This window comes from Cereibacter sediminicola (genome assembly GCF_007668225.1).
Taxonomy (GTDB): Bacteria; Pseudomonadota; Alphaproteobacteria; order Rhodobacterales; family Rhodobacteraceae; genus Cereibacter_A; species Cereibacter_A azotoformans.
This window is the reverse complement of the sequence record NZ_VDEK01000132.1, coordinates 1-619: the sequence shown is the minus strand read 5'-3', so window position 1 is coordinate 619 and position 619 is coordinate 1. Positions and strand designations below refer to the sequence as shown.

Here is a 619-nt window from a genome sequence, read left to right as displayed (position 1 = left end):
AACGGCGTCGAGCCCTTCGCCTGGATGAAGGCCACGCTCGAGGCCATCGCGAAGGCACACCTGAGGAAGCTTCTGGCTGTCGTCATTACCCTCGTTCTGGCGATGATCCGGCGGGAGCGCGCTCGCGGCTACAGTCATGCGGCCGCCTGATCGCGTTGTTCAGGCGGAACCAGCTACGGCCTGAAGCAGGAGTTCATCACCCCGCATTGCCCGCAGCAAAACGGGATGGTCGAGCGCGTAATCCGGACGCTGAAGGAGCAGTGCGTTCACCGCCAGCGCTTCGACAGCCTCCAGCACGCGGCCCGCGCCATCGGCGACTGGATCGCCTTCTACAACCACCGCCGCCCGCATCAGGCAAGGCGCTGGACATGAAGACCCCCGCCGAGGCATTCGCATTAGCGGCTTAACCTGTGCAGATTCCGCTGGGTCGATATAATTCTTCAGTTGATGCCGGACTTGCCGATCTGGCGGCGATGAATGCCTGGCTGGAGGGCGCTGCATCGAGCAATGGGTGCGCCTGCCGCACGGCACGCTGCCGGGCACGATCGCCGAGGTGTGGGCCGCGGAACGGACTGCGCTGATGCCGACACCGCCGGCCTTCGACGGCTTTGTCGAGCAG

General features: G+C 64.9%; 1 protein-coding gene and 1 pseudogene. Both read left to right on the top strand.

The window, feature by feature from the left end:
* Positions 1–180: 180 nt before the first annotated feature.
* Complete coding sequence (locus tag FG154_RS20700) at positions 181–372, top strand: integrase core domain-containing protein (RefSeq protein WP_222120597.1); 192 nt, start codon at positions 181–183, stop codon at positions 370–372.
* 92 nt (positions 373–464) lie between these two features.
* Positions 465–619: pseudogene (locus tag FG154_RS21675) on the top strand (IS21 family transposase); the annotation flags it as partial.